Genomic DNA, 25,382 nt, shown 5'->3' with positions numbered 1-25,382 from the left:
TTATCTCAGCTAAATTTAGCTGTAGCTACAAATTTTTCTATAGATATTTTTGACAAAACCATCAATTTGATACGTTGAAAGTTTTAATTCATTGACCATCTGCTCTTGAGTCGCACTATGGCTGACCATATCCAAAATTTGATATTCTGCTGGATTTAGACTGAGCTGTTTCGGCGCTGCATTTTGCGGACTAAAAGTTTCACTCAATAAAAATTTAGCAAAACTAGGATGAAGGGCAGCGCCACCTCTTAAAATGGTTTTCAGTTGGTTATAAGTGTCTTCAATTGGTTGTTGAATCAACATATAGGCAGTTGCACCTAACTGAATCGCATGTAAAGTTAAATCTGCAGACTGTTCATTGACTAAAATGATGAGTTTACTTGAAGGATAGATTTTCTTAATTTTATGTATGAATGAGATATCAGACTGTTGCGTGACCACTAAAAAGATTAAATTTGGCAATTGATTGAAAATTTGTTGTTCTGCATCTGCTAAATTTTCTGAAAATGTAATGAGGTCTTCAGGATAACCGAGGTCTCCTAAGATGTTAAACAGCACTGTTTTTGAAGTCATTGATTGATGATCAATGATCAAAACGGGTACTGGTAATAAAAATTCACTCATCATACATTTCGCTCATTTATTATTTTTAATCAAATTGCATTTCCATAATGTGCATGGAAGTGAATTAGAAAAATATACCTAGAAGTAGTGATTTATACATCAAAGTATAATTAAGTTATTGTGATATAATATAATTTAATTAATGTATGGTTTTTGTGTTTTTCATTATGTTGAATGCAAAGATTTATAGTTTTTTCGTTTTTATTTTTAGAATATTGATTAAATAATCATCAGATTTCGATTCGAATTGAAAATAATAAATGAAATGTGAAAGCAGTATTTTGACAACTAATAAATTGAACTGTTTCTGATGTGAGTTAATATTCACCTATTGCTTAGTTATTTTAAACATGAATATTAGTGACTATTTAAAATAATGTGATTTATTTCTCATGTATGGTTATTTTATAGCACAAAACATAATTATGAAAAAAGCCCTTTGAAAATGAATCAGACGTACTTTATCTAAAATACCTGAAACTAGTGATTTTAACGAAAGTTATATTTTACTAAGATGTATTAATCTTCTTACTTATCTGGCTAGTGTGAAGATATTATCGAGGCGATGAATTGAGATATACATCAAGTCATATATTACCTTATCAGGCTACCTATTTGGGTTAGCCTTTTCTTTTTTCTAGATACTATATTTTTATTTTCAATTTTAAATTCATCTCAATATTATTATTTCTGGATTATTCATTTCTGCAAAATAAAAAAGAGAGCACAGGGCTCTCTTTAATTTTCACACTGATTAGTTAGTGCAGATTGTTAGTGATTTTCTGCAAGATTTGAAGCAATACATCAAATTCACTTTGAAGCGGCGTACTTTTACGCGTCACCAATGCTAATGTGCGTGTAGGGCTTGCTTCAATTTCTTTCACAGCCAAATCTTCATTGGCTTTGATCATATTGGTATGAACTGCAATTTCAGGCAATAAGGTAAAGCCTAAATCTGCGGAAACCATTTCAACCAAAGTTGGCAATGAGCTTGCTTTTAAACGATGGTCATTTTTACGTTCACCAATCGGGCAAGCACTCAAAGCATGATCACGTAAGCAATGGCCTTCTTCAAGCAACATTAAACGAGATAAATCTAGGTCGTCTAAAGATTTCGCTTGAGCTGCATTTTGGTCAGCTTTGTTGTACACCAAGAACAATTTTTCTTTGTTTACTTCTGCAACTTTCAAGCTACGTGTATCGAAAGGAAGAGCAAGTAGTACGATATCTAGATTACCGTGCTCGAGTTTCTCAACAATTTTTTCACTTTGTGCTTCATGTAAATGCAATTGAATTTTTGGTAGTTGCTTATGCACTTCTTCTAATAATGGTGCAAGTAAAAATGGCGCAATAGTAGGAATGACCCCTAGATGTAAATCACCCGTTAGAGGTTCGCTCATTTCACGACTTAAACGCATTAGGTCTTGCGCATCTGCCAATAGAACTCGAGCTCTTCCGACAACTTGTTCACCAAGAGGAGTTAAACGCACGTTTTGACGGTCGCGTTCTACCAATACGCCACCTAGTAAACGCTCAAGTTCCATGATCCCGCCAGACAAAGTAGACTGGGTGACAAAAGAACGACGCGCAGCTTCAGTAAAGTGTAGCGTTTCTGACAGTGTTACTAGATATGACAGCTGTCTTAAGGATGGTAATGCAGCCATAGTGTCCTAATTTATGATTTAAAGTGATCAGCAAACAAACCGCTAAGATATGGAATAAAATGCGGTGGGATATCATGCCCCATTCCATCAATTAATTCAAATTTAGCACCTGAAATAGCCTTTGCAACGGCCTTACCATGGCTTGGCGGCAGCAAACGGTCACGAGCTCCATGAACCACAATGGTTTTATGCTGAATTTGTTTATCTAACTGCAGCAGGGAACCTGTACATAATATTGCTAAAAACTGTTGAAGTACACCCGCTGGGTAAAAACTCCGCTTATAGAGTTTACGTGCAGTTTGTATCACTTCAAGCTGATTAATATAGCCTGGAGAGCCTATAATATTAAAAACTTTCAGGCTATGGTTAATAATGCCATCTTCATCGTTATATTCAGGTTTTTCAATTAGACTAAATAATTGCTTTGGAAATGGCGGTGGAAGTAAGGGTTGGATGTTACTGGTAAAAAGTAAGCTTAAGTTGTGCACTTTGTCTGGATAGCGTGCTGCCACGATTTGAGCGATCATGCCGCCCATTGAAGCGCCTAAAATATGGACTTTATCGAGTCCCATACGATCAATTAATAGTGCAACATCGTCTGCCATATCGTATAGATCATAGGGCGCACCCTGATTCTCTAGACCTAAGGCAAAACGTCCCATCAATTTAAAGGTGTTAAGACGTGGGCCTGGGTTACGAATTTTACTCGACAGACCAATATCACGATTATCAAAGCGAATAACTCGGTAACCTTGATCTATTAGGGACTTACAAAAGAAATCGGGCCAATACAACATTTGTGCGCCGAGTCCCATAATCAATAAGATTGCAGGATCTTCAGGATGACCACCCACCTCGACATGAAGTTCAATGCCATTGCCTAACTCTACGCGAGTTTCATGCATAAAAGAGGCATAAGGTGAAATATTAAACTGAAGGGCACTATTCATTTTTATTTTCCTTTAAAAAGGACGTCTATTATTATCAGGACGTCCTTGTATTTAAACCCTAAACTGAAGCAGGAATCAAGTCCGGAACCTGCTTAGTCAAAGTTAAGCGTTGCTTCCCAGCAGTTGCACCGAGCAGTACAAATCCACGTAATACGCCATCTTGATCGATCGCACGGGCAATCATGCCATCTTCAAGCTCTTCTGTTTCCCATTGGGTTTCTACATCAATTGGCGCAGGAAGGACAGTTAAAGGTGCAGCAGGTGTTTTCACGGCTACAGGCATGGCTGGATAATGCACAGCGGTATGCTCACCATTGAGGGTTTTTGCCAAAGCACGTGCTTGTTGCATGATTGGCATCACGTATGGCAGAAGGGTACCATTAACTTCAGCACAGTCACCGACAGCATAGATATCTGCCAAGTTGGTTTCTAAGCCTTTATTGGTTAATACACCACGACTGGTGTGAATGCCGGCTTGTTTTGCCAAGTTAATCTCAGGCTGTAGGCCAATCGCAGACAACACGACATCTGCCACTAAGCTTTGACCATTGGCAAGGCTCACTTGATAGTCACCATTTTCAATACGTGACACTTTGTCGACTGTTGTGCCTAAAACGAATTGAATGCCCGTTTCTTCTAAATTACTTTGGAATTTAGCGGCCACATGAGACGGCAGTAGACGACCTAAAGGTTGCGGAGCTAAATCGACCACAGATACTTTCGCTCCAGTATTTTGGAGGTCATTGGCAAACTCGCAGCCAATCAAACCTGCCCCTAAAATCACCACACGTTTATCTTCACGTGCTGCAAGCTGTTTGCGGAATGCTTTGTAGTGATCTAAATTGTTGACCACATGAATGTCTTCACTGCCATCACCCGAAATGGCTAAGCGAATTGGATTTGCACCGACGGCTAAAACGAGTTTTGAATACAGTTGTGTTTGAGTTTCGTTTTGACTTTCAATAGTGAGCTCATGTTTTGCTGCATCGATAGCTTTAACCCAACTCTTATTGATGATTTGCATATTGAGTTGAGCCGACATTTTTTCGGCATCCCCTAGAGGGATTTGCTCAGGAGTTTTATTACCAACGAGCGCATTGGATAATGTCGGTTTAGCGTAGTTAATGGCATCATCCGCACAGATCATAATAAGTTCTAGTTCAGTATTTAACTTTCGAAATTCACGTGCAACGGCATATCCCGCCATACCAGAACCAATAATGACAATAGGGTGCATACTCAACTCCAAACACATTTCATATTTTTTAAAGACAAAAAAAAGACCATAACGATGATGGCCTTAGATTCTATTTATTAGATTTCAACCATTTCAAAATCTACTTTTGAGACGCCACAGTCTGGGCAAGTCCAATCATCTGGGATATCTTCCCATTTCGTTCCTGCCACGATACCGTCTTGTGGCCAGCCTTCTGCTTCGTCATAAATCCATCCACAAACGATGCACTGATACTTTTTCATTCCATTCTCCAAAAACTGACACAAAATTAAGTCAGTAAATACTTCATAACTGTATAAGTTTATACCTTAAGGTTAAATCACCTTATACAGTAGACTCTTATGTTAAATTTTTACGCAGTTCTAACGATAAAGTAAAGTGGCTAAGAGTTTAATGAGTGAAATTAAAAGCAGAATGGCAGTGAGGGACAATAAATATCATCAAAACCCCAGATCTGTGAAAAATTGTCTGACAATATTTATGCCTATTGAAAGCTATATTGGAATTCATTTCCGTGAATTGGGTTCTAAATACCGCTTTTTCTATATTCATAGACTAAAGTCTTGCAGAAAAAAACTCTAAAATCTTTTATTTTATGATTAGGAAAATATATATTTGATATTTTTTAAATAAATACAATATTAATAATCAGTAACTTATGTAAATTTGCTGTATCTTAAATATGCATTTTAGTCGGGGGTTAGCTGTTCTTTTCTCTCAAATCGCGTTAAAATTCACACATTCCTTCCTTAATTTATTTTCTCCTATTATGAGTAATTCTACTGCTGCGGCATTGTGGTCTAACATTCGTACTGTCCAAGATTTTCCAAAACCAGGAATTTGCTTCTTTGACCTTACGCCGTTATTTATGAATAACATCGAATCGTTAACTGATGCCCTAATTGCAAGTATTCCAGCTGAGCAATTGGCAGAAGTAGATAGCTTTATTGCAGTTGAAGCGCGTGGTTTTGTTTTGGCAAGCTTACTTGCTCAGCGTACAGGCAAAGGTTTGGTGTTGGTACGTAAAGCCGGAAAATTACCACCACCTGTTGTCGGTGTTGGTTATAGCCTTGAATACGGTTTAGATCGTCTTGAAATGTCAGCTGAAATCGAATCACAAAAAGTAATTATTGTGGATGACGTATTGGCGACGGGCGGTACGCTTCGTGCAGTGAAACAATTGGCTGAAAAATGTAAACACCAAGTTTTAGGCGCAAGCATTTTCTTAGATTTGCCTGACTTGCATAAAGATTTAGGACTAAATATTTGGTCTGTTTTAGATGATAAAACACGTCCTGAAGCAGATGCAGCTTAAGCGTCAGTTTTAAAATGTAAAAAGCCTTGTCTAAGACAAGGCTTTTTTATGTCTGATAAAAGCGACATTGCTGCTTAAGGTTAATATTAATATTATGATTTATTTTTTTAAGTAATTTAATTCGAGATGTTGGATTAAATCATTAATATTTTCAGGGCATTGTAGGCGATGATGTCCGCCATCCATGACTTGAAGCTGCATATAGTCTTCGAGTTGTTTTTCTGCCTCATACATATCCAAGATTTCATCACCACGTTCGATATAGGCAATTTGTGGAATATCGTGATCCAAATCCATTTCATTGATTGCAGGGTAGTCGTCACGAAAGTCTGGATGCAGACTCGGGTTAGCAATCACACACGGAATACGATGAAACAGCGACATTTTTAATGCCCAATATGCCCCGAGACTATGCCCAACGATGATATCGGGCTTAATGGTTTCAATACTCTCGTGGTAAAAATCCGCAACAGTTTGAAAATTTAAGTTGCGATAGTCCACTTCAATGCAGAATTTTTGTTTTGCATTGATGGCATGGAACTTCGTAGATTCACGGGAAGAATCCAATCCATGTAAAAACAGAATTTTCGATAAGCAGGAAGTCATTGTTTTTCTACACACTGTTTTAAAACATTTTTGGATGTGTTGAATATTTTATTTTTCAACAATTTTATGACTTCATTGTAGAGAGAATTGTCAAAAAGAGAATTTAGCTTTTGGTCTAATTTATAGGCATTTAAAAGACTTTAGTCTTAAAGAAAATAGATTAAAAGGTTGAATTAAGTTATTGATATATATTTTAATGTATTGATAATTATAAGTATTTTTAAAGCTTTTAGTTATCATCTGATATCATTAAAATGTAGGTTTTCGAGCTTGAGTATTTAATTTTTATCTACTGCACATCTGTAAGGTAGGTTCTATGTCTACCTGAAGGTATAACGATTAAAACATCTTACTTCGATAAATTTCTACTTATTAAAAAAATGCGCGCATTGCTTACTGCTCAATTCAAAGGAAATCTGCTATGCTATGCAACTTCCGTTTTTTAACTATTTGAGACAGAGATGACGCAACATAACGCTCAATCGACTTCTGAACAAGCCATTTCCGAAAACGATTTAATTGCACAGCGTCATGCCAAGTTAGAGCACATCAAAGAGCACGCCAAGGAAACAGGTGTTAGCCCGTGGCCTAACACATTTAAGCGTGAACACTATGCACAAGACCTACAAGATCAATTCGCTGAAAAATCAAAAGAAGAAATTGAAGCAGGCGAAAAGGTTTATGTAAAAGTTGCTGGTCGTGTGATGTTGAACCGCGGTTCATTCATCGTAATCCAAGATATGACTGGTCGTATCCAACTTTATGTACCACGTAAAGAGTTGGATGCTGATGTTCTTGCAACTATTAAAGCACTCGATTTGGGCGATATTATTGCCATTGAAGGTTATATTGGTCGTTCTGGTAAAGGTGACCTTTATGTTCATATTGAACATTTTGAGCTTTTAACCAAATCACTCCGTCCACTTCCAGACAAATTCCATGGTTTGACTGATACTGAAGTTAAATACCGTAAGCGTTATTTAGACCTCATCATGAACGAAGAAACACGTAAAACTTTTGAAATTCGTGCAAAAGTGGTGTCAGGTATTCGTTCATATTTGAGCAATGAGCGTTTCATGGAAGTTGAAACACCAATGATGCATGTGATTCCGGGTGGTGCGTCTGCGCGTCCATTCGAAACTCACCACAACGCATTGGATATGCCTTTATTCTTGCGTATTGCGCCTGAACTTTACTTAAAACGTTTGGTCGTTGGTGGTTTTGAGCGCGTGTTCGAAATTAACCGTAACTTCCGTAACGAGGGTGTATCAACACGTCATAATCCAGAATTCACCATGATTGAATTCTACCAAGCATATGCAGACTACAAAGACCTGATGGCTTTGACAGAAAATATGCTTGAAAAATTGGCCATTGACATCTTAGGTTCGACTGATGTGCCTTATGGTGATGAAGTGTATAGCTTCAAAGGTCCATTCAAGAAAATTTCGATGTTTGATGCGATTCTTGAACACAACCCAACGTTCACTGCTGAAAATGTATCTGATCGTGAGTTCCTTGCAAACTTTGTTAAAAATGAACTGAAAGAGCAAGTAAAACCTGGTTTTGGTTTAGGTAAACTTCAAACCATCGTATTTGAAGAAACTGTTGAAACTGAACTTCGTCAACCGACATTCATCACAGAATACCCTGCGGAAACTTCACCATTAGCACGTCGTAATGATGATAATCCACATATTACCGATCGTTTTGAATTCTTCATCGGTGGTCGTGAGTTGGCAAATGGTTTCTCAGAGTTAAATGACCCAATTGATCAAGCTGAACGTTTCCAAGCCCAAGTTGCCGAAAAAGATGCAGGTGATGATGAAGCAATGCATTACGATGCAGACTTCATTGAAGCATTGGAATACGGCTTACCTCCTACAGCGGGTGAGGGTATTGGTATTGACCGTTTGGTGATGTTATTTGCGAATGCTGCAAGTATTCGTGAAGTGATCTTGTTCCCACATATGCGTCATAAAAACTAATTTAGTTTTTGAAATAAAAAACCCGCTTAATGCGGGTTTTTTATTGTTTCAATAGTAAAATTTAAAATATTTACATTAATTTTTAGACAAAAAAATACGCAATGATTGGGGTGTTCATTGCGTATAACAACGAATCTGTTTTCACAGGTTCGGTAAAGGAGAAATGTTATGAATTTAGGTATTCCTAAAACATAAATAGATAATAGAGTGAACGGTCAGTCATTTCATTGGTGTTCACGTTAAGTGATGTTACCTAACGTTAAAACTAAGGAGATTTTGTGAATACCTTCACAAAAAGTGCCGATAAAAAAGCCTTTCACATTGGAAAGGCTTAATTTTATAGAATTTTATAAATTTAGAAGTGGAAAACACCCAGTCCAGATTTAATTTCATCTAACGTTTGTTGGGTAATATCACGGCATTTATCGGTACCGGTTTTTAAAATATCCATGATGTAGTCAGGATCTTTTTGCAATTCTAAACGGCGTTCACGGATCGGGCCGATCAGCTCTTTAAGCACGCCTTCAAGACGCTTTTTCACGGTACCATCGCCTAGGCCACCACGACGATAGTGTTCTTTCAGCTCTGCAACAGCTTCTTTATCAGGATCGAATGCATCGAGGTAAGTAAATACGACGTTACCTTCAACTTGACCTGGGTCTTCAATACGTAAATGATTTGGATCGGTATACATTGCATTAACAGCTTTCTTGATATCTTTATCAGTCGCGTCAAGCACAATGGTATTGCCCAAAGATTTAGACATTTTTGCTTTACCATCAAAACCTGGTAAGCGACCGACATTAGAGAGTAAAGCTTTACATTCAGGAAGTACGTCACGACCAATTTGACGATTTAAACGACGAACAATTTCGTTGGTTTGTTCAATCATTGGAATTTGGTCTTCACCCACTGGAACGACAGATGCTTTAAATGCAGTAATATCGGCAGCTTGAGCCACTGGATAGCATAAGAAACCTGCAGGAATGTCACGCTCAAATCCACGCATTTGAATCTCAGATTTGATGGTTGGATTACGCTCTAAGCGAGAAACCGTCACAAAGTTCAAATATAACATGGTCAATTCATTCAATGCTGGTAAGCATGATTGAACGCAAATCGTGGTTTTAGTCGGGTCAATTCCTACAGCAAGATAATCGGTTGCGACTTCAATAATATTGCGACGAACTTTTTCGAAGTTATCGGCATTATCAGTTAAGGCTTGAGCATCAGCTAAAAGGAGATGTTGATGATGCGAATCTTGTAAACCTACACGTGAACGTAAAGAACCTACAAAATGACCTAAATGTAATTGTCCAGTCGGACGGTCGCCAGTCAAAATCACTGGACGATTATCTTGAGTACTCATTATCTGTTCCAAAGTGGTAGTCAAAGCTACGGCTGATTTTCAAAGAATGTCACCATTGTACGGCATTCTATTTTTGATTGTTACTGACACAGCACAATTGACTGAAAAATGGGTGAATATTTTGTTAATTATTAAAAAACTAAATACAATTTTAGCGTTAAATAGAATTAGAATATTAAAAAATGCCTAAAGGATAAAAATAATGGCGAGTAGCTTATTAATCTTACTCGATGATATTGCAACTGTGTTGGATGACGTTGCTGTCATGAGTAAGATGGCAGCCAAAAAAACAGCGGGTGTCCTTGGAGATGATTTAGCACTGAATGCACAACAAGTCAGTGGTGTCCGTTCCGATCGTGAACTTCCAGTTGTTTGGTCTGTCGCCAAAGGTTCTTTTGTTAATAAATTAATTTTGGTTCCGGCTGCTTTATTGATCAGTGTGGTTGCACCGTGGCTGATTACACCGCTTTTGATGATTGGTGGTTTGTTTTTGTGCTATGAGGGTGTGGAAAAAGTCCTGCATAGTTTGCATCATAAAAAAGCCAAAACAGAAGAAGTTGCTCGTGAAGAGATGACCCATATTGAAACGGATTTGGTGACTTTTGAGAAAGAAAAAGTCAAAGGTGCCATCCGGACCGATTTTATTTTATCTGCTGAAATTGTGGTGATTTCACTGGGAACGGTTGCAACCGCTGCATTTGGGACCAAGGTCATGGTGCTTTCGGTGATTGCAATTATAATGACCGTTGGTGTTTATGGTTTTGTCGCGATGATTGTCAAAATTGATGACTTAGGACTTTATCTCACGCAACAAGCATCACAATTTAAAAAGACCGTTGGACAAGGTTTGTTAGCATTTGCACCTAAGTTGATGAAGACATTGACCATTGTCGGTACGATTGCCATGTTTTTAGTGGGTGGTGGCATTATTACCCATGGTGTGCCATTGCTACATCATTTTATTGAAGGCTCTGTGGATTATGCAGAACATATTCCTACAGTTGGCAGTATTGTGGGTGCATTAACACCGACTTTAATCAATTTAGTGACAGGTTTTATTGCAGGTTTAATCGTGCTGTGCGTCGTGTCTTTAGTTCAAAAAGTATGGCCAAAGTCGCAAAAGGATTAATCTGTAAACGCACGGATATCAACTATTTTATATAAGGAAGATCACTATGCGCTGGAAAGGTCGAAGAGTTAGTTCAAACGTAGAAGACCGTCGCGGTGGTGGCGGTGCAAAAGCGGGTGGTATCAGTATTCTCGGTTTGGTTGTAGCATTTGTTGCGTGGAAGTTTTTTGGTGTAGATCCGCAGCAAGCTTATCAGGCGACTAAACAAGTGACTTCACAGGGTCAAACGGCTGAAGTCAAAGGTTTGGATAATCCAACACCTGAACAACAAGAAGCGATGGATTTTGTTGGAACGGTTTTGGCCGATACGGAAGATACATGGACTAAAGTCTTCCAAGAACAGTTAAATGCCCAGTATAAAGCGCCTAAATTGGTCATGTTTAATGGTGTGGTCAACTCGGGTTGTGGTACAGCACAAGCTGCAATGGGGCCGTTTTATTGCCCAGCAGATCAGAAGGTCTATATTGATACTGCATTCTTTAAAGATATGCGTACGCAAATGGGCATCACGGGTGAACAAAATCAAACTGAATTGAGTCGTCAAGATCAGGCGGGTGATTTTGCGCAAGCCTATGTGGTTGCCCATGAAGTTGGACATCATATCCAAACGATTTTAGGTATTTCTGAGCAAGTTCAGCAGGCGCGTGCGCAAGCGTCTAAAGCTGAAGGTAATCGTTATTCGGTCATGCAAGAACTACAAGCAGACTGCTTTGCGGGTATTTGGGCGCATCATAATCAACAGCGTACCCAATTTTTAGAGCAGGGTGATGTAGAAGAAGCGATGGACGCTGCACATAAGATTGGTGATGACTATTTACAGAAAAGTGCAACTGGGCAAGTGGTCCCAGATAGCTTCACGCACGGAACCAGTGAGCAACGTATGAAATGGTTCCAGACAGGGTTGAAATCAGGCAATATCAATAGCTGTGATACCTTTAACCAAGCCATTTAAAACAAAAAAAGGAGGATGCAAACATCCTCTTTTTTTCATTGAAAAATAGATTGAAACTTATTTATTAAGAAATGATTTAAAGTTTCGAACAATACGATAGCTGACATACAATGCGGCAAATGCGAATAAAGCCACGCCAAAAACAGTATATTTAAGGCCTGAAATATCGTTTTGATAGAACTGTTTTAATTGGGCATCGCTATAGCGTAATTGTTGTTTTTGTCCAGTGCGGCTATTGGTGAAACTCACATTTTGGATATATTGAAATTGTCCAATTTTGAGTAAATCGAGGTGTTGAATTTGTCGGGTGTGTTGCTGATTAAATTCATCGAGACAAATATCTTGTGTATAGTTTTCACAATTCAGTTTGGTAAGATAACCATTATTCGCCAGCATGATAAATATCGCACGATCGGGTGATTCATTATTGGAGACCAAAACCAATTGTTCTTTGGGCGTTGAATCGAGTGAGATGGTTTTTGCCTGACTAAAATAGTGCTTAGCACGTAAAATTTCCTGTGTCTTGCTATAGCAAGTGAGGATCAGGGCCGCAGTAATGATAAAGATCACCGCAGCAAAAAAAAGTCGAAAAACAGTTTTAATAGTCTGATGCATAGGAGAAATCATGTAGATGATGAAAATGCATAAAATCTATGCAGGTTTGCTATGTTAAATGATCTTGATAAAAGATGTGAAAAAAACTGAATTGATACACGGAATTTAGATAAAATTCGTTAGAATATTTTATTTTCAAATACTAAATAATTTAGTATTTATTTTCAAAATACCTATATCTCACTCTGTAGGCGACACAGCACCAAAATTGGGAACAAAATGGGAAATTATTTTTTTCTACAGGTTTTTACCGTTATTTTTGCACTTTCGATTGCAACCACGATTTTTAATAAACGTATCTTGGGCTTTCCACAAGCCATAGGTGTTCCCATTGTTTCTGCAATTTTTGTCTTTATTTTGCAATGGGGTGCAAGCCTGCTCAATGGCAATCAATTTGTGACGATTAATTTGCACAATATCGAAGAGGCCGTTCGCCATATCGACTTTTATGACTTTTTAATTAATGGCGTGATTTGTTTTATTTTGACCTCTTCTGCCTTGAAATTTAAAGTTTCAGATTTACGTTTGCATTGGAAACCAATCAGTATTTTGGCCAGTATAGCCTTGGTGCTTTGTGCGGTGTTCTTTGGTGTTGCTCTGTATGGTTATCAGTTCTTAATTGGTCATCATGTTGATTTATTGGTGTTGTTGTTATTAGGTGCTGCTTTAGGTGCGACCGACCCGATTGGGGTTAAAGGTGTACTAAGTTCGGTGCGTGCGCCACATCATTTGATGGTGAAATTAGAAGGCGAATCGCTCTTTAATGATGCCATGTGTATTGCCGTGTTTATGACCTTACTCAATGTCTTGCAAGGTGAACATTTTACCGTCATTGGTACGCTTGAAACGCTATTATATGAAATTGTTGTCGCAGTCATCATTGGTTGGGCATTTGGTTTAGGAATATTACGTTTACTCCGTGGTAAACATGAGATGGAATCCTTGATTTTAACCACTGCATTGTTGGCAAGTGGTTCTTATCTAGTCGCTTTATTCGCACATGCATCAGCACCAATTGCATGCGTTATTGGTGGTTTGATTGTTGGGAATAAATGGAAAGAAATCCTTCAAGATCGTGAAATTCGGGAAGTCAATCATTTCTGGCATACCGTGGAAGGGATCATCAATTCCTTCTTATTTACCCTGATCGGTCTTGAGTTATTTATCTTAGATTTAAGTATCAGTTTGATTTTAGGCGGTATGGTGGCGTTTATTATTTTGCATGCATCGCGCTTTGCAGCAAACTATTTATCCTTCGCATTTTTCCCGAGTTTCCGCAAAAAAAGCTATAACGGTAGTCTTGCGATTTTATCGTGGGGTGGGGTTCGTGGCGGTATTTCATTGGCCCTAATCCTTGCGGTTGCCAATATTCCTGAACTTAGTGAATACAGTAGTATTTTGATTGGATATACATTTATCGCAGTATTAATGTCGGGCCTCGTGTGTGGCTTAGGTTTACCTGCTGTGATGAATGCTTTTTATTACAATCCGAATGAAGAAACCAAAGGCTTCAAAGGTTGGTACCAAAGAATGTGCCATAAAATGAATAAAAAGGGCTTCCAATATATTGTGGGCGAAGATATCCATGGTAATGAAACCATTACGGTTTATAACCCTGAAGCGTTAATAGATACCAAAGCGGATGATGGTGTAGCTGCGGTACATAACCCAGAAAAAGTGCAAGAAGTTCGTCGTTTGGAGAACCCCGAAAACTTCTAAAACTGATTTGTTTGACTTAAAAAAGGAAATGCGAGGGCATTTCCTTTTTTATTACTAGTTGTATTCCACCAAGTAACATCAAAATGCGTGAAATTATGACTAGTCATTCATCGGTATTATTGTGACTTGCATCACACAAATAAGTGTTTGTTATTACTTGTATAAAGATGGATCTAAAATCTGAGCCTATTGATAAAAATAATACAATATTCAAGCAATTGTGCAAAATAAATATAAAGCGTGATATAACGCACACAATTAAAAATTCGTTTTTAATGAGTTGTAATTAAAGAAATTATTAAGCACCAACAATTCATTACAAAACTAAAAACATAAAAACGACCCTAATACAAATAAATGAGGTTTTACCCATGCCGCAAATTTCTGTCATTTCTAAAGAAAGTCATAAAGTTTTGGATCAAGTTGAATCCAATCAAGTGGGGCTTATCGAAAATTCTGTCATCGTCGTCAAAATCCCGAAAGAAGATGTTGCTTCAATTACAAAGAATGGTGTTGACGCAATAATCACCTTAAAAAATGGGGAAGTGATTACTGTACAAAACTATTTTAGTGAGGCGACACCAGATAATAGTTTGGTGTTTGAGGATGAAGACGGCACATTGTATTGGGCAAAATTTACAACAGCCAATGGTGATATTGCGGATGTTATTCAGTATCAACCTTTAGATGAAATTGAACCGCTGCTTTATAACGATTCTTTGACAGGTGTAATTTTACCGTGGATTGCGGGAGCAGGTGGCGCTGGTTTATTGGGTGCAGCTATTGGTGGTGGATCTGATTCTTCTGGTGGTTCTAAGGATACGACTAAACCGGACGCGCCTAAAGATGTGGTGATCACCGATGATGGTGAGCACGTCACAGGTAAAGGTGAGCCGGGTACTACGGTAGAGGTGAAAGATCAAGATGGCAAAGTCATTGGCACAGGCACAGTGGATTCATCAGGGAATTTTGATGTTGAACTTAAAGATCCATTAACCAATGGTGAAACCGTTGATGTCACTGTGACAGATAAAGCAGGCAATGAGTCAGAACCAACAGAAGCTACTGCAAAAGATACGACCAAACCTGATGCACCTAAAGATGTGGTGGTTACCGATGATGGTGAGCACGCCACAGGTAAAGGCGAGCCGGGTACTATTGTAGAAGTGAAAGATCAAGACGGCAAAATCATTGGCACAGGTACAGTGGATTCATCAGGGAATTTTGATGTTGAACTTAAAGATCCATTAACCAATGGTGAAACTGTTGATGTTACTGTGACAGATAAAGTAGGCAATGAGTCAGAACCGACAGAAGCGACTGCAAAAGACACCACCAAACCTGATGCGCCTAATGCAACTTTAAATGCAGACGGCACAGTAGTAACGGGTAAAACTGAGCCGGGCGCAAAAGTTGAAGTGCGCGATGAAAATGGCAAATTAATTGGTTCAGGAACTGCGAATAGTCTAGGTGAGTTTGAAATCCTTGTATCGCCAGCAGTGACCGATGGTGAAACTGCCAAAGTGACAGCGAAAGATGCAGCTGGAAATACTTCTGATCCAACAACCGTTACTGGTGGTAAGGATACTTTAAAACCAGCATCGCCTGACGCAACATTAAATGAAGACGGCACAGTAGTAACGGGTAAAACTGAGCCGGGTGCAAAAGTTGAAGTTCGTGATGAAAATGGCAAATTAATTGGTTCAGGAACAGCAAACAGTCTCGGTGACTTTGAAATCCCTGTATCACCTGCCGTAACCGATGGTGAAACTGCCAAAGTGACAGCGAAAGATGCAGCAGGAAATACTTCTGATCCAACTACCGTAACAGGTGGTAAAGATACTTTAAAACCAGCATCGCCTGACGCAACATTAAATGCAGACGGCACAGCAGTAACGGGTAAAACTGAGCCGGGCGCAAAAGTTGAAGTGCGCGATGAAAATGGCAAATTAATTGGTTCAGGAACTGCAAACGGTCAAGGTGAATTTGAAATCCCTGTATCACCAGCAGTGACCGATGGTGAAACTGCCAAAGTGACAGCGAAAGATGCAGTAGGAAATACCTCTGATCCAACTACCGTGATTGGTGCAAAAGATACGATTAATCCTGAAATATCTATTGAAGATACAACTTTAACTCAGGATTCAATGCCTACATTTAAAGGTAAAACAGAAGTTGGCACTGACGTTAGCGTTGTTATCAGAGATACTAAAGGCGAAATTGTTAATCAAGGAAAGGCAGAGGTCATCGGTGATCAGTGGAGTTATCGTGCTGATAAAACCCTGATTGATGGAGAATACTCAGTTGAGGCCATTGCTACAGATGCTGCTGGTAATATCGGTCGTGCCACAGACACATCATTTACAATAGATGCTACAGCACCAATTGTCACGATTGACGATTTTAAAGAACCTAATTTTATAGGTACTGTGAATGAAGATGCGAATATTCAAGTCCAAGTACAAGATTCAAATGGCAAGGATATTGCTGGCACGACAACGGTAAAAGATGGTACTTGGACATTTACTCCAGATTCACCTGTTGCCGAAGCTGATTATACAGTGACTGTGACTGCAACTGATGCTGCGGGTAATCAACAGACAGAAAAGGGAACGGTTAATACCACTTTACCGACGGTTGATATTGACGATTTATTTGGTACATCGAATTTTGCTGCAGCATTTTCTCGTGTCAGCAAATTAAGCGTGCCTGCAAACGTTCCGCAGACCAATCAAACGAAGCCAACATTCTCAGGAACTTCGACCAAAAGTGTAGAAGTGACGGTTTACCTGCGCGATGCCAATAATAAAGTTATCGATTCAGGCCTAGCGAAACTCGACACCGCTACAGGTAAATGGACCTACACGCCAGCGAATGAATTGCTCGAAGGCTATTATGTACTTGAAGCTGTATCAAAAGATGCAGCCGGTAATATTAGTAGCCCAGCATCTAAAACCTTCGTGATTGATATCACTGATCCAGTAATTGAAATTCAAAATGCAGTACTCACCAATGATGTAACTCCTGATGTAAAAGGCAAAACTGAAATTGGTTCTACCGTGACGGTTACAGTTAAAAAGCCGAACGGAGATGTTATTGAGACTGGTACCGCGACAGTGGATGCGAAAGGTGATTGGAACTATAGCGTTAAGGCAAATTTAACGGATGGTGCATATCAAGTTACTGCTAATGCAAAAGACAAAGCTGACAACATCAGTGATGATGTAAAGACCCAAGTGACTGTTGATAGTTTAGCACCAAAAGCGACGATTACGATTGCTGACAATGGCGATGTGAAGATCAGCTTCAGTGAAAAAGTTGTTGGTTTTGATGCAGACGATGTTCAAGTTTCTAGTGGCAAACTCAAAGACTTGGCACAACAATCCGATGGCAGTTGGACTGCTAAAGTCGTGGCGAATGGCAACGATGGCAGTGCAGCAACCGTGAAACTCGATATTGCTGCAGGCAGTTATAGCGATGCGGCAGGCAATGCAGGCCAAGCCGCGACAGCTTCACACAGTGTGGCAAGTATCGATAGCACAGCACCGAAAGCGACGATTACGATTGCCGACAATGGCGATGTGAAGATCAGCTTCAGTGAAAAAGTTGTTGGTTTTGATGCCGACGATGTACAAGTTACTGGCGGCAAACTCAAAGACTTGGCACAACAATCCGATGGCAGTTGGACTGCTAAAGTCGTGGCGAATGGCAACGATGGCAGTGCAGCAACCGTGAAACTCGATATTGCTGCAGGCAGTTATAGCGATGCGGCAGGTAATGCCGGTCAAGCCACGACAGCTTCACACAGTGTGGCAAGTGTCGATAGCACAGCACCAAAAGCGACGATTAGCATTACTGATAATGGCGATGTGAAGATCAGCTTCAGTGAAAAAGTCATTGGCTTTGATGCAGACGATGTACAGGTCACTGGCGGCAAACTCAACGACTTGGCACAACAAGCCGATGGTAGTTGGACTGCTAAAGTCGTGGCGAATGGCAACGATGGTAGTGTAGCGACCGTTAAACTCGATATTGCTGCAGGTAGTTATAGTGACGCTGCAGGCAATGCAGGTCAAGCAGCAACAGCTTCGCACAGTGTGGCAAGTATCGATAGCACAGCACCAAAAGCGACGATTAGCATTACTGATAATGGCGATGTGAAGATCAGCTTCAGTGAAAAAGTCATTGGCTTTGATGCAGACGATGTACAGGTCACTGGCGGCAAACTCAACGACTTGGCACAACAAGCCGATGGTAGTTGGACTGCTAAAGTCGTGGCGAATGGCAACGATGGTAGTGTAGCGACCGTTAAACTCGATATTGCTGCAGGTAGTTATAGTGACGCTGCAGGCAATGCAGGTCAAGCAGCAACAGCTTCGCACAGTGTGGCAAGTATCGATAGCACAGCACCAAAAGCGACGATTAGCATTACTGATAATGGCGATGTGAAGATCAGCTTCAGTGAAAAAATTGTTGGTTTTGATGCAGACGATGTACAAGTTACTGGTGGCAAACTCAAAGACTTGGCACAACAAGCCGATGGCAGTTGGACTGCTAAAGTCGTGGCGAATGGCAACGATGGCAGTGCAGCGACCGTGAAACTGGATATTGCTGCAGGCAGTTATAGCGACGCTGCAGGCAATGCAGGTCAAGCCGCGACAGCTTCGCACAGCGTGGCAAGTGTCGATAGTACAGCACCGACCATTACTATCGATGATCTAATCATTACAAATGATCAAACGCCAACGATCAGTGGAGAAACTGAGCCGGGTGCATCGGTCTATGTATATATTAAAGACCTTGCAGGTGTGGTGAAATTTGAAGGCCAAGCAAGTGTATTTGCAGACGGCGCATGGACATTTACACCTCCTCGTAATTTAGATGATGGTGAATATACGGCTGTTGCGATTGCAACGGACAAAGCAGGTAACACAGCTGAAGCGAATGACGGATTTGAAATCGATACGACTCCGCCAACTGTTGATATTGATGATTTTGATTTCTTTGCAGCTCCAGCAGTGGCTCCACTCGCTACATTTGCTATGCGAGCGACGACGTTATCCACACCGTCAATTCCACAAACCAACAACAATAAACAGACTTTCTCGGGGACATCGAGCAAGAGTACTGAAGTTCAGATCAATATTTATGATGCTGAAAATAAATTATTGGATTCAGGCTTAGCGAAACTCGATACGGCAACAGGTAAGTGGACGTATACACCATCGGTTGCTTTACCAGAGGGATTATTAACCTTAGAAGCCATATCAAAAGATATCGCTGGTAATATCAGTGCGCCGTCAACGAAACAATTTATTGTCGATACCATTCCACCACTTATTGATATTCATGATGTCGGTGTTATTACAGATCCATCTCCAAGTTTTAGTGGAAAAACTGAAAAAGGCGTAACTGTTAGCGTAAGTGTGAAAGATCAACTCGGAAATGTTGTCGAAACAGGACAGGCACTTGTTGATGCTCAAGGAAACTGGAGTTACCAAGCAAAATCAAACCTGACAAATGGTCTTTATCATATTGAAGCGATTGCGAAAGATGCTGCCGGAAACTCGAGTCAAAAAGTAGCGACGAGCACAACAATTGATAGCACTGCTGAAGTGAGTATTGCGGTTCAGGCAAATGCCGATGGTTCTGCAACGGTAACGGGTAAAACTGAACCTGGTGCAAGCGTTGAAATCACTACGCCAGACGGTCAAACCTATCCTGCAACAGTTGATGCCAATGGTCATTTCACAGCAACGATTCCAACACCTGCTGCGGAAGGAACTTATACCGCAACAGCAACCGATCAAGCCGGAAATCAAGGTTCTGCAACGGCAGATCTAGATGACCAAGTTGCACCGCAGATCTCTGATCTAGAAGTCGATGCAAATACCGATGGTTCTGCAACGGTAACAGGTAAAACTGAACCGGGTGCAAGTGTTGAAATTACTACGCCAGACGGTCAAACCTATCCTGCAACAGTTGATGCCAACGGTCAATTCACAGCAACGATTCCAACACCTGCTGCGGAAGGTACATATACCGCAACAGCAACCGATCAAGCTGGTAATCAAGGTTCTGCAACAGCAGATCTAGATGACCAAGTTGCCCCGCAAATCGCTGATCTAGAAGTCGATGCAAATGCCGATGGTTCTGCAATGGTGACAGGTAAAACTGAACCGGGTGCAAGCGTTGAAATCACTACGCCAGATGGACAAACCTTTCCGGCAACTGTTGATGCCAACGCTCAGTTTATAGCAACGATTCCATCACCTGCTGCGGAAGGTACATATACCGCAACTGCAACTGATCAAGCAGGAAATCAAGGTTCTGCAACGGCAGATCTAGATGACCAACTTGCGCCGCAAATCTATGATTTTAAAGTCTTATCAAATCCAGATGGCTCTGCAACCATTACAGGTAAAACTGAATCAGGTGCGAAAGTTTCAATAACTGATCCACAAGGCAAAGATCTGGATGTCACTGTCTATGCCGATGGTCATTTCATCGCACAAGTTCCTGCAACAGCAGCAGAAGGCACATATACAGCGACTGCTACAGATCAAGCAGGAAATCAAAGTTCTGCATCTGATGATTTAATAGATGCAACTGTGCCGGTAATTCCAACTGCGGAAGTGAACCAAAAAGATGGCTCTACTGTCTTTGGTAAAGCTCAACCGGGTTCAGAAGTGACGGTATATACATCTGATGCAAAGCAAAAGCTTGGGACGGCTGTAGCCGATGCAAATGGGGCATACAGCGTTCAACTTCAACCTGCTTTAGTGGATGGTGAGCAAGTAAAAGTCACGGCGAAAGATGTGGGCGGTGAATCAGCAGCAATCACAGCGCAAGCTCCAGATCTATTTGCCCCTGATGCACCGACAGCGAAAGTCAATGCAACAGGAACTGCTGTGGAAGGTGTGACCGAAGCTTTTGCCATTGTTACCGTATACGGTGGTAGCAAAGGTACAACCCCATTGGGTACAGCGACTGCGGATGCCAATGGTCATTATAGTATTGCACTTGTACCTGCACTTGTGGATGGCGAGCAAGTGAAAGTGACCGCAAAAGATGCAGGTGGCGAATCTTTAGCTACACCAGCATTGGCACCAGACTTGTACGCACCAGCAACACCATTTGCAGCTTTAGATAGTCAAGGTGCTGTGGTCACGGGTCATGCTGAAGCGGGTTCAGATATCACTGTGTATGCCGCCGATGCTAAAACCATTCTAGGCTCTGCAATTGCTGATCTTGAAGGCAATTTCAAAGTTGTCTTACAGCCAGCAGTGACAGATGGTCAGCACATTTTAGTGACTGCGAAAGATGATGGTGGTGAGTCTGCACCTCAAGAATTAATCGCGCCAACTGTTAGCATTCACGCAGCAGATAATCGAGTCAATGCTAACATCAACTTTGAATATCCAGTTGAAGAAGTCCGTACCAATAAACTATTCAATGTTTTTGATCTGATTAATATTGGTTCAAAAGTACATACAGGTTACTTCTCTATCGGGGATCAAGAAGTTGGTGAGGCAACGATCAGTGTACATACAGGTTCATTGATCAACCTGTTTGATAAAGCAGAAATGCGACTATTTGTGAAAAATGCCGATGGTAGCTGGAAGCTGATCGCGTCGAATAAAGACTATGGTTTATTAGATTTTATCGGCATCTTTGGCGAAGAAACGGCTGTACGCGCGAAAAACTTACAATCAGGTGAATATAAGTTTGAGTTTGTCGGTGGTTCGGCTATTGGTCTTGCAACATCGGTCAGTGCAAATCTATCGTTAAAAGTGTTTGATACTTCAGTAGAACCTGAAGTGAGCCATGTAGAAGAAGCCAAAGGAAATGTCATCTCAGATCATGATGCACTTTATGGTCAGGACGCTGTTCCAGCAGGTGCAATCGTCAACAGTATCAATGGCCAATTGATCAATGGTACGACCACAGTCAAAGGGAACTATGGCACATTAACCATTCATCAAGATGGCTCGTATAGCTATAAACCGAAAGCTGATGTCACAGCGATTGGTAAGGCAGAAGTGTTTAGCTATTCCGTGGTTGATCCGGTTTCGGGCAAAGCAAGTAGTGCTGACCTGATAATTCACATTGATACGCAAAGCGATTTGGCGTTGAACTGGAATGCAGCGGAGCCAAAAGATCATGCAAGTACAGTTGTTGCTACCAACAATATTGACATGATCGGTTTGGATGCATCGAATACGGTATCTACAGGTAATTCAAGTTCAATTAGCTACAGTTGGTCGATTGGATTTGGTGGCACGAAAGCAGGTTCGACCAAAATCACCGTTGCAGATGGAACTGTAGAAGACATCAAAGTTGATTTTGGTTCTTCACAACTGGTTTCATTACTGGGTAATACCACGATTAACGTCTACGACGAAAAAGGTAAATTAGTTGCGACTTCGGGTGCTTCGACTGTAGTTGATGTTATTGGTCTATTGCCAAATGGTAATTCTGTCACGGTCAATGGGTTGAAAGCAGGAACCTATACGATTCAAGCCGTAACCAATAAAGGCATAAGCTTGGGCGGCAGTGTATCGGCGGTCATTTCGCGGAGCATTATTGACCTTGATAGCTTTACCGTAAAATCTGCTGCGAACGCTGCAACCAAAGGCAATTTATTAACTGATAATGATGGATTTGGTGTTGATACTGTCGCTTCAAAATATACAGATTTGTATGTGTCTAAAGATGGTGGCTTAACCTTTACCCAAGTGAGTTCTACGGGTACAACCATTACGGCGAAATATGGCGAAATGGTGGTGAAATCAGATGGTAGCTACACCTACACTCTTAAAGATACGAATCTTACCTCAGGTGCAGCAGAACAGTTTACGTATAAACTGGTTGCACCAAATGGTGATATTTCAGCGGCAACCTTGACCATTAAAGCAGGTGTGAACTTCACAGGGAGTGTCGGTAACGATGAAATCACTAGCACTGCAGGCAATGATCAATTCAGCACCAAAGCGGGGATTGATACGGTTATTTATAAAGTATTGGATCAAGCAGATGCAACGGGTGGCAATGGACATGATACTTGGAATGACTTTAATGCGTCTGAAGGCGATAAAGTGAATATCAAAGCCTTGTTACAAGGTCAAAATGTCAATCAGTCGAATATTGATCAGTTTGTTTCGGTGAAATCTGATGGCAAGGGCAACACCGTGATCAGCATTGATCGTGATGGAACAGGGTCTAAATTTGGGGATAAAGTTGAATTACTCACTTTGAAAAATACCGATGTGACTCTACAAGATCTAATCGATCACAACCAATTACTGTACTAATCTGTCAAAATTAAGTATTAATCAAAGAGAACCTTCGGGTTCTCTTTTTTTATGCGGCTCAAAGGAGATCAGATGAAGCAGAGTGATGAATTGGCAACGCAAATTTTGTCGGTCATTCAATTGATACCGCAGGCGAAGATTGCCACTTACGGACAAATTGCCAAATTAGCGGGTTTACCGAAGCATGCACGACTGGTTGGCTATGTACTCAAGCATCTAGATGCAACATCAACGATCCCATGGCATCGGGTGGTCAATGCGCAAGGAAAAATCAGCACGCAGCGTTGCAATGAAAAAGGTGAAAATATCCAGCAGTTGAAGCTGGAAGCCGAAAATGTCTTTGTAGTGAATGGACGCATCTCATTGAAACAATATCAATGGATACCTTAAAAAATCCTTGCCTTAAACATAGAATTTTAATTTTATAATTGATGAAGTAGTCAATAAAAAGCCCTCTAGGATTAGAAGGCTTTTTTAAGCTATAAATCTAATGGCTTATTTGCGTACAACCAAAACAGGAATGTCTGAAGCACCTAGTACGCTTTGAGCTACGCTGCCCAAGAAGAATTTTTTGATCCCTGTACGGCCATGTGAACCAATAATAATCAAGTCCGCATGTGTTTCTTCTGCAGCTTTAACCAGTTCAGTATGCACCACTTGACCTTCAAGTAAGCGAGTTTCAACAGTGACACCTTCAGTTGAAAATTTCGCTTTTGCTTCTTCAAGTGTATTTAAAATCGATGCACGAGCACGTTCAATTAAATCATTGGTTTGTGCTGCTGAAATATACTCTGCAGCAATATATGGATCGAGCGTCAGTACTTGAACCACAGTAATTTTACTGCCAAAAGTTTTTGCAAACTCGACAGCTTTAGCCACCGCAGCATAAGAAGTGTCTGAACCGTCCACTGGAACTAAAATATTATTTAAAGCCATTTTATTTCTCCTTATCTGATCAATTGAATTTGGATGGAAAAACCTGAAAAAAAGCGCTATTTACATTGATCATAGTTTCATCATACGCTTTTTTATTTGGGAATAAAACCAAGTAAATTCATAAGGATATTGCGAAATTCGCAATAAAAATATTGCAAAAATATAGACTTGTTTTCACCTCGCTTAGCGATAGCAAAAATGCTCAATAATGTAAGCAGCTATGTCTAGGTTGTAAGACAATTTGGTGCTGAAAAAATTGAGCCTAGATGAATTCATCCAACAGCAGACATGGTTTTAATCACACTGTTTCTCTTGCTCTGTCAGGGTAATATGCAATGCTTGTTGCTCAAGCAAGCTTAATTTATGCAACGCATCTTCAGGGAAGATCTGTTTTTGCAGGCGTTGAATTTGTCGCGCTGATAAATGCTGATTGGCACAATACATCGCAGCTTCATTGGCGAGCGCAACACTAACTAACTTCTCCTGATCAGTGAAGTCGAGTCGAATGATGGGTTGCTGTGCTCGGCTAAGTTGAGCCATGCTGCGCTTTTGTTGCATGCTTAATAAAGGCTGTTTATTAATCCAAGTCGCCACATCACGTCGCACGCCATTGTAGTCAACAAAAATAGGCGAGACGATTTGGCAGCCCGTTAATGTCATGACAGCAAGGCTGAGGGTCAGACAGGTTTTTTTTATCGAATTGAATTGCATGATAAAACTCTAATTTTTAATCAAAAAATATAGTAATTAGGGCTAAAAATAGCATGATTTGCTTAAATAGTAACATCTTGAACTTTTCTTGTTTAAACTCTGAACAATTACAAACAAAAATGCTTGACGATAATGTGTGAAATCTAGATAATGCCACCACAGTTTACGGCTATGTAGCTCAGTTGGTTAGAGCACCGCACTCATAATGCGGGGGTCACAAGTTCAAGTCTCGTCATAGCCACCATTTTTATAG

Annotated in this window: 17 protein-coding genes and 1 tRNA gene; 8 read left to right on the top strand and 10 right to left on the bottom strand. The window is 40.3% G+C overall.

Going from position 1 to position 25,382, the window contains the following annotated elements; genetic code table 11:
* Positions 1-15: 15 nt before the first annotated feature.
* The 5 genes from AC4CU0_RS11100 to rubA all read right to left on the bottom strand — a co-directional run bounded on the left by AC4CU0_RS11100 (position 16) and on the right by rubA (position 4,717).
* Entirely contained in the window at positions 16-627 is a 612-nt protein-coding gene (locus tag AC4CU0_RS11100) for a DNA-binding response regulator (protein ID WP_490743145.1), read from the bottom strand.
* A gap of 755 nt (positions 628-1,382) precedes the next feature.
* Positions 1,383-2,288 (bottom strand): LysR family transcriptional regulator OxyR, encoded by a 906-nt coding sequence (gene oxyR / locus AC4CU0_RS11095; RefSeq protein ID WP_180007453.1) that lies wholly within the window; start codon positions 2,286-2,288, stop codon positions 1,383-1,385.
* Between the two features lie 11 nt (positions 2,289-2,299).
* Positions 2,300-3,238: an alpha/beta fold hydrolase gene (locus AC4CU0_RS11090; protein WP_490743144.1), complete on the bottom strand. Its 939-nt coding sequence runs from the start codon at positions 3,236-3,238 to the stop codon at positions 2,300-2,302.
* Positions 3,239-3,296: 58 nt separating this feature from the next.
* A complete protein-coding gene (locus tag AC4CU0_RS11085; RefSeq protein ID WP_472584945.1) occupies positions 3,297-4,475 on the bottom strand; it encodes an NAD(P)/FAD-dependent oxidoreductase in 1,179 nt (392 codons plus the stop codon).
* Between the two features lie 77 nt (positions 4,476-4,552).
* Positions 4,553-4,717 (bottom strand): rubredoxin RubA, encoded by a 165-nt coding sequence (rubA, locus tag AC4CU0_RS11080; RefSeq protein WP_005179369.1) that lies wholly within the window; start codon positions 4,715-4,717, stop codon positions 4,553-4,555.
* A 527-nt stretch (positions 4,718-5,244) separates the two neighbouring features.
* Here rubA and AC4CU0_RS11075 point away from each other — a divergent pair.
* Positions 5,245-5,790, top strand: a complete 546-nt coding sequence (locus tag AC4CU0_RS11075; RefSeq protein ID WP_078189930.1) for an adenine phosphoribosyltransferase — start codon at positions 5,245-5,247, stop codon at positions 5,788-5,790.
* A 99-nt stretch (positions 5,791-5,889) separates the two neighbouring features.
* Here the strand turns inward: AC4CU0_RS11075 and AC4CU0_RS11070 are convergent, their stop codons facing one another.
* A complete protein-coding gene (locus AC4CU0_RS11070; RefSeq protein WP_180177990.1) occupies positions 5,890-6,396 on the bottom strand; it encodes a YqiA/YcfP family alpha/beta fold hydrolase in 507 nt (168 codons plus the stop codon).
* 461 nt (positions 6,397-6,857) lie between these two features.
* On the opposite strand from AC4CU0_RS11070, the gene lysS reads away from it, so the two are divergent.
* Positions 6,858-8,384, top strand: a complete 1,527-nt coding sequence (lysS, locus tag AC4CU0_RS11065) for a lysine--tRNA ligase (RefSeq protein ID WP_490743143.1) — start codon at positions 6,858-6,860, stop codon at positions 8,382-8,384.
* Between the two features lie 355 nt (positions 8,385-8,739).
* On the opposite strand, the gene trpS is transcribed toward lysS, so the two are convergent.
* The gene (trpS, locus tag AC4CU0_RS11060; protein ID WP_168379231.1) at positions 8,740-9,753 is read right to left on the bottom strand and encodes a tryptophan--tRNA ligase; all 1,014 of its coding nucleotides are present in this window, start codon (positions 9,751-9,753) and stop codon (positions 8,740-8,742) included.
* 202 nt (positions 9,754-9,955) lie between these two features.
* On the opposite strand from trpS, the gene AC4CU0_RS11055 reads away from it, so the two are divergent.
* Both AC4CU0_RS11055 and ypfJ read left to right on the top strand, forming a co-directional pair.
* Complete coding sequence (locus AC4CU0_RS11055; protein ID WP_180007458.1) at positions 9,956-10,882, top strand: DUF808 domain-containing protein; 927 nt, start codon at positions 9,956-9,958, stop codon at positions 10,880-10,882.
* 46 nt (positions 10,883-10,928) lie between these two features.
* Positions 10,929-11,834 (top strand): KPN_02809 family neutral zinc metallopeptidase, encoded by a 906-nt coding sequence (gene ypfJ / locus AC4CU0_RS11050; protein WP_180007459.1) that lies wholly within the window; start codon positions 10,929-10,931, stop codon positions 11,832-11,834.
* Positions 11,835-11,891: 57 nt separating this feature from the next.
* On the opposite strand, the gene AC4CU0_RS11045 is transcribed toward ypfJ, so the two are convergent.
* Positions 11,892-12,449, bottom strand: coding sequence for a hypothetical protein (locus AC4CU0_RS11045; RefSeq protein WP_180134574.1), 558 nt, complete (start codon positions 12,447-12,449; stop codon positions 11,892-11,894).
* Between the two features lie 219 nt (positions 12,450-12,668).
* Here AC4CU0_RS11045 and AC4CU0_RS11040 point away from each other — a divergent pair, with 219 nt between their 5' ends.
* The 3 genes from AC4CU0_RS11040 to AC4CU0_RS11030 all read left to right on the top strand — a co-directional run bounded on the left by AC4CU0_RS11040 (position 12,669) and on the right by AC4CU0_RS11030 (position 23,872).
* Complete coding sequence (locus tag AC4CU0_RS11040) at positions 12,669-14,168, top strand: cation:proton antiporter (protein ID WP_078189922.1); 1,500 nt, start codon at positions 12,669-12,671, stop codon at positions 14,166-14,168.
* Positions 14,169-14,539: 371 nt separating this feature from the next.
* Positions 14,540-23,482, top strand: a complete 8,943-nt coding sequence (locus AC4CU0_RS11035; protein WP_490743142.1) for a BapA/Bap/LapF family large adhesin — start codon at positions 14,540-14,542, stop codon at positions 23,480-23,482.
* A 72-nt stretch (positions 23,483-23,554) separates the two neighbouring features.
* Complete coding sequence (locus AC4CU0_RS11030) at positions 23,555-23,872, top strand: MGMT family protein (RefSeq protein WP_180007462.1); 318 nt, start codon at positions 23,555-23,557, stop codon at positions 23,870-23,872.
* Between the two features lie 105 nt (positions 23,873-23,977).
* On the opposite strand, the gene AC4CU0_RS11025 is transcribed toward AC4CU0_RS11030, so the two are convergent.
* Together AC4CU0_RS11025 and AC4CU0_RS11020 are read right to left on the bottom strand one after the other, a co-directional pair.
* A complete protein-coding gene (locus tag AC4CU0_RS11025) occupies positions 23,978-24,418 on the bottom strand; it encodes a universal stress protein (protein WP_180177991.1) in 441 nt (146 codons plus the stop codon).
* A 294-nt stretch (positions 24,419-24,712) separates the two neighbouring features.
* Positions 24,713-25,129: a hypothetical protein gene (locus AC4CU0_RS11020; RefSeq protein ID WP_490743141.1), complete on the bottom strand. Its 417-nt coding sequence runs from the start codon at positions 25,127-25,129 to the stop codon at positions 24,713-24,715.
* Between the two features lie 167 nt (positions 25,130-25,296).
* On the opposite strand from AC4CU0_RS11020, the gene AC4CU0_RS11015 reads away from it, so the two are divergent.
* Positions 25,297-25,373, top strand: a tRNA-Met gene (locus AC4CU0_RS11015).
* Positions 25,374-25,382 lie beyond the last annotated feature (9 nt).

The sequence above is a fragment of the Acinetobacter sp. LipI_15 genome (assembly GCF_058242865.1).
Note: the sequence above shows the minus strand (reverse complement) of the source record. Positions and strands in the feature narration are given on the sequence as shown.

Bases quoted from the DNA above. Each gene is read 5' to 3' on its own strand.
- AC4CU0_RS11100 (WP_490743145.1), bottom strand. From the start codon at position 627: ATGATGAGTGAATTTTTATTACCAGTACCCGTTTTGATCATTGATCAT.
- oxyR (WP_180007453.1), bottom strand. From the start codon at position 2,288: ATGGCTGCATTACCATCCTTAAGACAGCTGTCATATCTAGTAACACTG.
- AC4CU0_RS11090 (WP_490743144.1), bottom strand. From the start codon at position 3,238: ATGAATAGTGCCCTTCAGTTTAATATTTCACCTTATGCCTCTTTTATG.
- AC4CU0_RS11085 (WP_472584945.1), bottom strand. From the start codon at position 4,475: ATGCACCCTATTGTCATTATTGGTTCTGGTATGGCGGGATATGCCGTT.
- rubA (WP_005179369.1), bottom strand. From the start codon at position 4,717: ATGAAAAAGTATCAGTGCATCGTTTGTGGATGGATTTATGACGAAGCA.
- AC4CU0_RS11075 (WP_078189930.1), top strand. From the start codon at position 5,245: ATGAGTAATTCTACTGCTGCGGCATTGTGGTCTAACATTCGTACTGTC.
- AC4CU0_RS11070 (WP_180177990.1), bottom strand. From the start codon at position 6,396: ATGACTTCCTGCTTATCGAAAATTCTGTTTTTACATGGATTGGATTCT.
- lysS (WP_490743143.1), top strand. From the start codon at position 6,858: ATGACGCAACATAACGCTCAATCGACTTCTGAACAAGCCATTTCCGAA.
- trpS (WP_168379231.1), bottom strand. From the start codon at position 9,753: ATGAGTACTCAAGATAATCGTCCAGTGATTTTGACTGGCGACCGTCCG.
- AC4CU0_RS11055 (WP_180007458.1), top strand. From the start codon at position 9,956: ATGGCGAGTAGCTTATTAATCTTACTCGATGATATTGCAACTGTGTTG.
- ypfJ (WP_180007459.1), top strand. From the start codon at position 10,929: ATGCGCTGGAAAGGTCGAAGAGTTAGTTCAAACGTAGAAGACCGTCGC.
- AC4CU0_RS11045 (WP_180134574.1), bottom strand. From the start codon at position 12,449: ATGCATCAGACTATTAAAACTGTTTTTCGACTTTTTTTTGCTGCGGTG.
- AC4CU0_RS11040 (WP_078189922.1), top strand. From the start codon at position 12,669: ATGGGAAATTATTTTTTTCTACAGGTTTTTACCGTTATTTTTGCACTT.
- AC4CU0_RS11035 (WP_490743142.1), top strand. From the start codon at position 14,540: ATGCCGCAAATTTCTGTCATTTCTAAAGAAAGTCATAAAGTTTTGGAT.
- AC4CU0_RS11030 (WP_180007462.1), top strand. From the start codon at position 23,555: ATGAAGCAGAGTGATGAATTGGCAACGCAAATTTTGTCGGTCATTCAA.
- AC4CU0_RS11025 (WP_180177991.1), bottom strand. From the start codon at position 24,418: ATGGCTTTAAATAATATTTTAGTTCCAGTGGACGGTTCAGACACTTCT.
- AC4CU0_RS11020 (WP_490743141.1), bottom strand. From the start codon at position 25,129: ATGCAATTCAATTCGATAAAAAAAACCTGTCTGACCCTCAGCCTTGCT.